At 44.9% G+C, this 7,365-nt stretch carries 8 protein-coding genes; 3 read left to right on the top strand and 5 right to left on the bottom strand.

Translation table 11 applies throughout. From position 1 onward, the window contains the following. Nucleotides 1-334: 334 nt before the first annotated feature. Nucleotides 335-2,044 (top strand): methyl-accepting chemotaxis protein, encoded by a 1,710-nt coding sequence (locus tag QTO00_RS11325; RefSeq protein WP_331424910.1) that lies wholly within the window; start codon nucleotides 335-337, stop codon nucleotides 2,042-2,044. A 107-nt stretch (nucleotides 2,045-2,151) separates the two neighbouring features. Here QTO00_RS11325 and QTO00_RS11320 read toward each other — a convergent pair whose 3' ends face one another. The 4 genes from QTO00_RS11320 to QTO00_RS11305 form a co-directional block, all read right to left on the bottom strand. Then, nucleotides 2,152-3,519 carry a tetratricopeptide repeat protein gene (locus QTO00_RS11320; protein WP_331424909.1) on the bottom strand — a complete coding sequence of 456 codons (1,368 nt, stop codon included), beginning with the start codon at nucleotides 3,517-3,519 and terminating at the stop codon, nucleotides 2,152-2,154. A 159-nt stretch (nucleotides 3,520-3,678) separates the two neighbouring features. Beyond that, nucleotides 3,679-4,536, bottom strand: a complete 858-nt coding sequence (locus tag QTO00_RS11315) for a DMT family transporter (protein ID WP_331424912.1) — start codon at nucleotides 4,534-4,536, stop codon at nucleotides 3,679-3,681. Nucleotides 4,537-4,723: 187 nt separating this feature from the next. After that, nucleotides 4,724-5,152, bottom strand: a complete 429-nt coding sequence (locus tag QTO00_RS11310) for a hypothetical protein (protein WP_331424908.1) — start codon at nucleotides 5,150-5,152, stop codon at nucleotides 4,724-4,726. A gap of 292 nt (nucleotides 5,153-5,444) precedes the next feature. Beyond that, nucleotides 5,445-5,996 carry a helix-turn-helix domain-containing protein gene (locus QTO00_RS11305; protein ID WP_331424907.1) on the bottom strand — a complete coding sequence of 184 codons (552 nt, stop codon included), beginning with the start codon at nucleotides 5,994-5,996 and terminating at the stop codon, nucleotides 5,445-5,447. Nucleotides 5,997-6,159: 163 nt separating this feature from the next. Here QTO00_RS11305 and QTO00_RS11300 point away from each other — a divergent pair, with 163 nt between their 5' ends. Beyond that, nucleotides 6,160-6,777 carry a LysE family translocator gene (locus QTO00_RS11300; protein WP_331424906.1) on the top strand — a complete coding sequence of 206 codons (618 nt, stop codon included), beginning with the start codon at nucleotides 6,160-6,162 and terminating at the stop codon, nucleotides 6,775-6,777. Nucleotides 6,778-6,897: 120 nt separating this feature from the next. Here QTO00_RS11300 and QTO00_RS11295 read toward each other — a convergent pair whose 3' ends face one another. After that, on the bottom strand, nucleotides 6,898-7,032 hold the full coding sequence (locus tag QTO00_RS11295; protein ID WP_038201662.1) for a hypothetical protein: 135 nt from the start codon (nucleotides 7,030-7,032) through the stop codon (nucleotides 6,898-6,900). Between the two features lie 202 nt (nucleotides 7,033-7,234). Between QTO00_RS11295 and QTO00_RS11290 the strand changes: the two genes are divergently transcribed. Then, a partial coding sequence (locus QTO00_RS11290) for a DUF5062 family protein (protein ID WP_331424911.1) occupies nucleotides 7,235-7,365 on the top strand: 131 nt, incomplete at its 3' end.

The following is a 7,365-nucleotide window of genomic DNA, read 5'->3' as shown; positions in this document are numbered from 1 at the left end:
GGTCTTGAAAACCGGCATACGTTAATAGCGTATCTAGGGTTCAAATCCCTATCTCTCCGCCACATTCAGAAAAGCCCGCTAAGAAATTAGCGGGCTTTTTGGTTTTTGATCTTCGCCCTAAATTGGATGCGTCTCTTCAATTTGCTTGTTTTTATATGCATTAGCAAAAAGCAAGAACCCCCCCTGTTGTTGTGCTTTATTTGACAGCATTAACAATGTGCCATACGGATTCGGTAAATCTCACCCATTCATGACCTATATCAAATCTAAAAGCAGCCAGTCTTGGTCATGCTATCTATATTAGTAAAATACCAATTAATAATAAGGATCGAACATGACTTCAGCTACGCTAGAATCCACCGATGCTCATGGTCAGCAGCAAGCGAAGCTCTCCAATTTTTTCGCCAGTGTCGGGACAAAACTTAAAATCAGTGTGCTTTTGACTTTGATCGCCTTTTTAGCATTGGGATATCAAGGTATTTCTGGGATGCGAATAGCCGCCAGTGATATTGAACAACTGTACAGTCAAGGGATGCAACACACCATACGCACCAGTAAGGTTATTGATGAGCTCGGTAATGCTCGCAGTGCTTTATTGCTGGCGTTTCAGCATGACCCATCATCCAAAATGGCCTCAATGCATGATCATCCGGTAGAATTTCACATCAAACAGATTGAAGGTTCACTAGGAAGTCTGCACCACATCATTGATAACGAGTTACTTCAATCCGATCTCGAAGGCAATGAGGCGAAAGTCGTCAAGAGCTTGGCGCAGATCATCGATGAAATAACAAAACAAGGCTTTGAACCTGCAATTGCAAAGCTTGCTAGTGGTGACTTCAACGCTTCAAACGTTATTTTGCTACAGCATATCAATCCTAAGTTTCAGCAGGCCTACCAGTACGCGGAACAGTTCTTTGCTATGCAGGTAGAAGAAGGGCGTGAAAGCTTTGAGAACGCAGAGGCTAACAGTGAGCGTTTTATTTGGGTCGTAAGTGTAATCACCATCGTATCGTTACTAGTGATTACTACTATGTCACTGTTTGTGATACGTCGAGTCAACCACGCGGTCTCTGAACTGGAGCAACAATCAGACAAAATTGCCACAGGCGATCTGACACAACGTTTAGATGCGTCTGGAGACGACGAGTTTTCACACATCGCTGGGTCGGTCAATCGTATCGTGACTAGCTTCCAACACGTGGTGCAAACCAATCGTGACTCTATTGGTCAGCTGGCGCGCTCTGCGGAAGAAAACTCAGCAGTGTCGATGCAAACTAAACAAAATATCATGACTCAGCAGTCACAAACCGAGCAGGTGGCAACCGCTATTAACCAATTTACCGCCACAGTGCATGAAGTCGCGCAAAGTGCTGCGTCTGCCGCCGCTGCGTCTGATAAAGCCGATATCGCGGCAGCGAATGGTCAGAAGGTGGTGATGGACAGCGTCATTATGATCGAACGTTTGTCGCAAGAGATGCAAGAATCCGTCGAGTCTATGCACCAACTGGCGAAGCACTCTGAAGAAATCGGCAGCGTGGTTGATGTCATCCAAGGGATTTCTGAGCAGACAAACCTGCTAGCGCTTAATGCCGCCATTGAAGCCGCACGCGCAGGCGAACAAGGTCGTGGTTTCGCGGTCGTGGCTGACGAAGTGCGTACCCTTGCTAGTCGAACTCAAGAATCAACCGAAGAAATTCTGCAAACTATTCAACGCTTACAGCAAGGCAGCCGCGATTCTACGCAACAACTTGAAGCTGGTGCCAACAATGCTCTATCAACCGTGGATAAAGCACGCGAGGCCGGAGATGCACTGACTCAAATCAAAGCTAGCGTAGACCAAATTACGGCGATGAATGCGCAAATTGCCACCGCAGCAGAAGAGCAGAGCTTAGTTACCGAAGAGATCAACGCTAACATCAGTAGCATCAGCGAGATCTCTAATCAAAATGCAGTGGGTGCTGAGCAAAGTAGTGCTGCGACGCAGGAGTTGGCAGAACTTGCTGAAGTATTGCGTAACGAGATAGAACACTATCGCGTCTAGCGCATTAGGTATGCCCGCTAAGAAATTAGCGGGCGCTGGTCTTTCGAAGACTTGCCTTGTTCAAGCCAAAGCATGATGCGATTGTGTTTATTAATCATATAAAGTTACTATTCAATCTGAGCTAAAAGTTCTCGCTTACGCGATGCAAGGTGCGCGTTTTTACCATCTATTTTTGCCAGAACTTCTTTGGCTGACTTATTGTAGTTATTGGCAATTAGACTCTCAGCGTAGTGCAACGATATTTCTTCGTTGTCGCTCATTGCCTTGTATGCTTTTCCAAGAACGCTCATTGCTTGCACGGACTTTCCGGATTTGAGTAAATAGTAACCATAGGTGTCTGCGATTGTTGGACTGCTCGCCCCTGCCAATTTATACGCCTTTTCGGCCAGTGGTTTTGCTTTACTAAGCTGGTCATTCTCTGTGTAATACCAAGCAAGGTTATTGAGTAAAGCCGTCTCGTTGGGATGTGACTCAAGAGCTTTATGCCACCACATTAAGGCGTTTTGGTCACTTTGTGGGACACCTGTTCCTTCCATAAATAGAATGCCAATTAGATATTGAGCATAGAGTTCGCCTTGTTTGGCTGATTCAAGATACAAGCTAGCCGCGTACTCGTCGTTTTTGGCAACTCCTCTTCCTGTTTGATAAAGGATACCTAGGTTAAGCATAGATCGTGAATTACCTTGTTCCGCAGCTTTCCGGTACCACTTGGCCGCATTCTCAAAGCTTTGTGTTAGACCTCGTCCATTTTCGTACAGTACAGCAAGGTTATGTTGTGCGTGTGATTCGCCTTGTTCGGCTGCTTTGCGGAACCATTTAGCAGCGTTCTGATCGCTTTGTGTCACACCTTCTCCGTTACTATAGAGAGTTCCCAGGGTTAACTGTGCGTGGGCATCACCTTGATTAGCACTATTGGTCGTCATTTCTATACGTTTTACTTGCCATGCCTTGGTGAAGCCTATTGCGCTCGCTTCGGTGGTGATTTCATTACCCGTGAGCCTTTGGAACGAAATTGGCTTAGTGGTTCTTTTGAATAGGTCTTCAAGGAACGCGTGCTCTAGCTTCCACGTGCTAGGGATTACAATCAGAACGTTACTACCGTTATTGGTAACGCAGCGCGCCCTCATTTTGGTGCGCTTATCATTGATTACCCAATACTCGTCTCGGTATATGTCTTCTCCTGGAAAATTAGCCAGTTTACAGGCATCTTCTCCTATGTATGTACCGTGATTGGTCTGTTCGAGCTTGGAGAAGGTGAACTGAAACATCGGCCATGTATTGAGGTTTCCCTCAATTAAAGTGGTGTGCATAACTGAAATTGCACCACTTCTGGTATCTTCAATTCTTGTTAGCGCCTTGCCATCTTCCCAGTTGGCAACATTTTTTATCTCTTTGGCAAACGCTAGCGGGCTGTATACCCCAATGCTGATGACGCAAATACATACAGCTGCGACTATAAATAGGCTATTTTTCATCATTGTCGGCCTTGATAGTTTTTCAAGTAAAGTTAGGTTTTTGTTTGCTATGCCTATACCTTAAGTGACCCAAAAACAACACGGTGTGATTTACCTCAAGCACTGATGAAATACTCTAGAACGGGTAGAGTTTTAGGTAACATGTGGCGTGGTTACTGGCTATCGGCCTGCAGTGAAAGGCTTAAGCAGTTGCTTGCCAAATACGTTAATCAAGGCACCTGTTACAATCAACCCGCCACCAAGATAAGTCCAAACGGAAGGTACTTCATTGAAAATCCATACGCCTAGAAGTGCCGACAAGACGATCTGAACATAGGAGTAGGCTGAGGCTTTTCCGGCCTCCTGTGTTTGCATCGCTTTAGTTAGGCCGTATTGCCCGATCTGAGTGAACACTCCAATGAGTACCAAAATGACAGTAAGGTATAAACTTGGCCAGACAAAATCGTTTAGCGCGAGTAGAAGCGAAGCGGGTAGTGCGACGAGTGGGAAGTAAAAAATGATCACTGAGCTGTCTTCGGTTTGGCTAAGCCTCCTCACAATTACATATGCGATGGAACTACCGAATGCGCCAAGTAGCGCGATCAGAATACTGAACATTGGCAGTTCTTCTGCTGCGTTGCCGTTCATATTTGGTTGGACCATCACCCATAGCCCAGCTAAGCAGAAAGCGATGCATATCATGGTGGATGTTTGGATTCGTTCCTTCAAAATTAGCACACCAAGTAAGGCGGTAAATACTGGATGAACGTATTGCAAGATGGTTGCTTCAGCTAAAGGTAGTGTTGTTACTGAGTAGTAAACACACATCAATGCTATGGTACCGATTGTGCCTCTGGCAAAGAGTAAAGGCTTGTTATTGCCCCATACGGATATTCCCTTGCGTTTTACATCGAGATAACTGATCACTAAAGAGACGAGAGCACGAGCTGCCACTATTTCGAACACAGGAATGCCGTAATTGCTGACATACTTTACGCTGGCTGACATAAGCGCAAAACCGAGCGCAGAAAGAAGCATGAAGCGAACCCCTGTTGGGATCTGGTCGAGAATATGATTGGGCATACTGTGTTCTGGCGTTAGCAAAAAGTAAGATGGGGACACCATTCTAAGTGTCATTTCCAACAGGTTAGTCAGTTTGCGCTTCAAATGCTAGGTCTATGATTAGCTAGGAGGTAAAACACTATGCTTGACATAGAGTTTTGAGTTACTGCATGGGAAAGTTATTGGTGGACCCAGCAGACAACTTGCTGTAAACCGGCTTAGAGATGACAAACTCAACGTCACCAAGGGATTTGGGAAAACGGATTCCGACGTGGTGTGGTAAGTGGCTAGCGTGTGTCGCTGAGAAGCGAAACTCAACCACATGGTCACGCTGAAGATCCGTGTCTTTAACCGGGGCTAATGGCACGTGCTTTCCGTCAATGGTGAGTTTAATTTCATGCTCTAGTAATTTATATAACTCATGATTGATACGGCCGGAAGATAGTTGAGGCTCGCTAAGTAGGGTTTCAGTGTCGCCCAATAGCCATGCGTGAGGGTCTTGAAGAGTGAGCAACCAATTATCGATGTCGACTAGAACTGTTAGTTCAGCAGTATCGTGGTGGATAGTAAGCTGAGAGGATGTTTGAGTCATGGTATGGGCTGCTGTAAAAGGAGCCTGTGCTAACAGTAATCCTGCGAAAAGCAGCCGGCTTACACTCATAAATAGTTCTCATGGTGGCTCGAATATAGAAACCGCAAGAGAACCCTAACTAAACAAAAACATTGGCTAGTAGAATGCAGTGGAAAACAACAGCGGCTTAAAAGCATTGAACGTTCGCTCCTTATCGCAACAAGCCCTATATAAATAGTAGAACGGAATGGTGTCTGTTCAAGAATTCACTGAAGAAACAATGTTATTTATTATGGGTTAGCTTAATAACACGCTACCGATATTCAGACACCAACAAGGCGCGTGTGTTTGATTCTAACGCTTCAAAGATATGCGGTTGATCACCAGGGTAAGTGATGTAGTCGCCCTCATTGAGCTCATGTTGGTCGGATAACACCCCTAGTCGCGCTTTGCCTTTCACTATGACGATGTGCTCGACAACTCCACGATTGTGCGGCTCTGAATGGAACGGTTGACCAGGCTTGACTTCAAGCCAATAGATATCGCGGTTGACGTTGGCTGGACATGCTGCTAATAGTGTCGCTTTGTAATCTTCGTTGTTGGAGAATACCGAGACGCCTTCACCATGACGAATCACCTTAGTTTTTGCCGATGGCTCTTCAATCAATCGTGAAAAAGGGATATCCAGTACCACACAGATAGACCAAAGTGTTTCGATGCTTGGGTTACCTACCCCATTTTCTAATTGAGAAAGCGTTGACTTAGCAATATTGGCTCTTCGGGCGACCTCTGCGATGCTTAATCCGGCACGCTGCCTTTCAAAGTTGAGGGTAGCTGCGATCTGTTCTATCGGTGCATTGTTCATAGTGCATTGAATCTCACGGTGTTGTCGATTCGTTCATTATAAAAAACGATTGGACGGTTTGACAAACATATCTGTTATGTTCAATATATAAATCATTCGTTCATTAAATAATTCATGTTGAAGGAAAGTAAGTATTCAACCGGAAGGGAAAAGGAAGTCTAAAGTGGAATATTTAGTGTCTGTCGCTCTATTTGCCATATCGTGCTCGGTTACTCCTGGGCCGAATAATATTATGGTTATGACCTCAGGAGTTAACTTCGGTTTCAAAAAAACGATTCCGCTTCTAACTGGGATATGTGTGGGATTCACCATCATGCTGTTACTGGTGGGTTTAGGGTTTGGTCAGTTTTTTGTCATCTTCCCTCAACTAGATGTCGTGATCAAAACTTTGGGTACTTTGTACCTACTTTACCTTGCTTGGCAAATTGCGCAGTCGGGCCAAATATCTACTGGAAGTCAGCAAGAAAAGCCATTGGGGTTTGTTAAGGGGGCTCTGTTTCAGTGGGTAAACGCCAAAGCGTGGGTGGTAGCGATTGGTGCAATCTCGGCTTTTACTACCGTCGGAGAGGCATATACATCGCAAAATCTGACGATTGCGACCATGTTCTTTGTGGTGTCATTCCCTTGCGTTGGCGTGTGGTTAGTGTTTGGCTCGGTTCTCAGACAATACTTGCAAAACACGCGCTCCCTGCGTGTTTTCAATCTTACTATGTCTCTGCTTTTGGTGTTATCCGTAATGCCAGTTGCAAGAGATCTTTTCGTTGATTTTGGAATTGCCTAACCCACGCAGCACAACGTTAGTCTATTGGCTCACTTGGATGACGCGCCCAATGCAGTTCTGATTAATTGATTTGTGGGCGCTTACTAACTCTATAGTTCAGGTTGAATTTGAACTAAAGAACTACTCGGTCGCCTCATGGATCGCTTCTTTAGTGTCGTTCCATACTTTTGAAGAGTCTTCTTTAACTCCATCCCAAGTGTTAGAGCATCCTGCGATAAAAAGTGCGGCTGCGATAATTAGTAACGTATTCTTCATCAATCTAATCTCTGTTATCTACATTGAAGTGAATGATAGTAACAAAAATGCGCGTATTGTTGTTTATACAATAGTGACCTGAAACCAAGAAATAACGCAAAGTTCTCAATTTTGTGTTGCTGAATATCAATTGGAAACGCAATCAGGTGCGAAGAGAAAGTAAAACAGGTAGTCTGAGCGAAAGGGTTAAGAGGGTTAATTAATGTCAAAAAGCTCAAAGCTCCACAACGAAGACAAGCTTGTCAAGAAAGCGCTCGAAATCGGCGGGAAAATGGCCAAACTGCAAGGCTTTGATTTGCCGCAGTCTCCTCAGTCAGTAAGAGTTAAGGCTGT

It is taken from the genome of Vibrio sp. M260118 (assembly GCF_036533755.1).
Lineage (GTDB): Bacteria > Pseudomonadota > Gammaproteobacteria > Enterobacterales > Vibrionaceae > Vibrio.
This window is presented reverse-complemented; position numbering and strand designations above follow the sequence as displayed.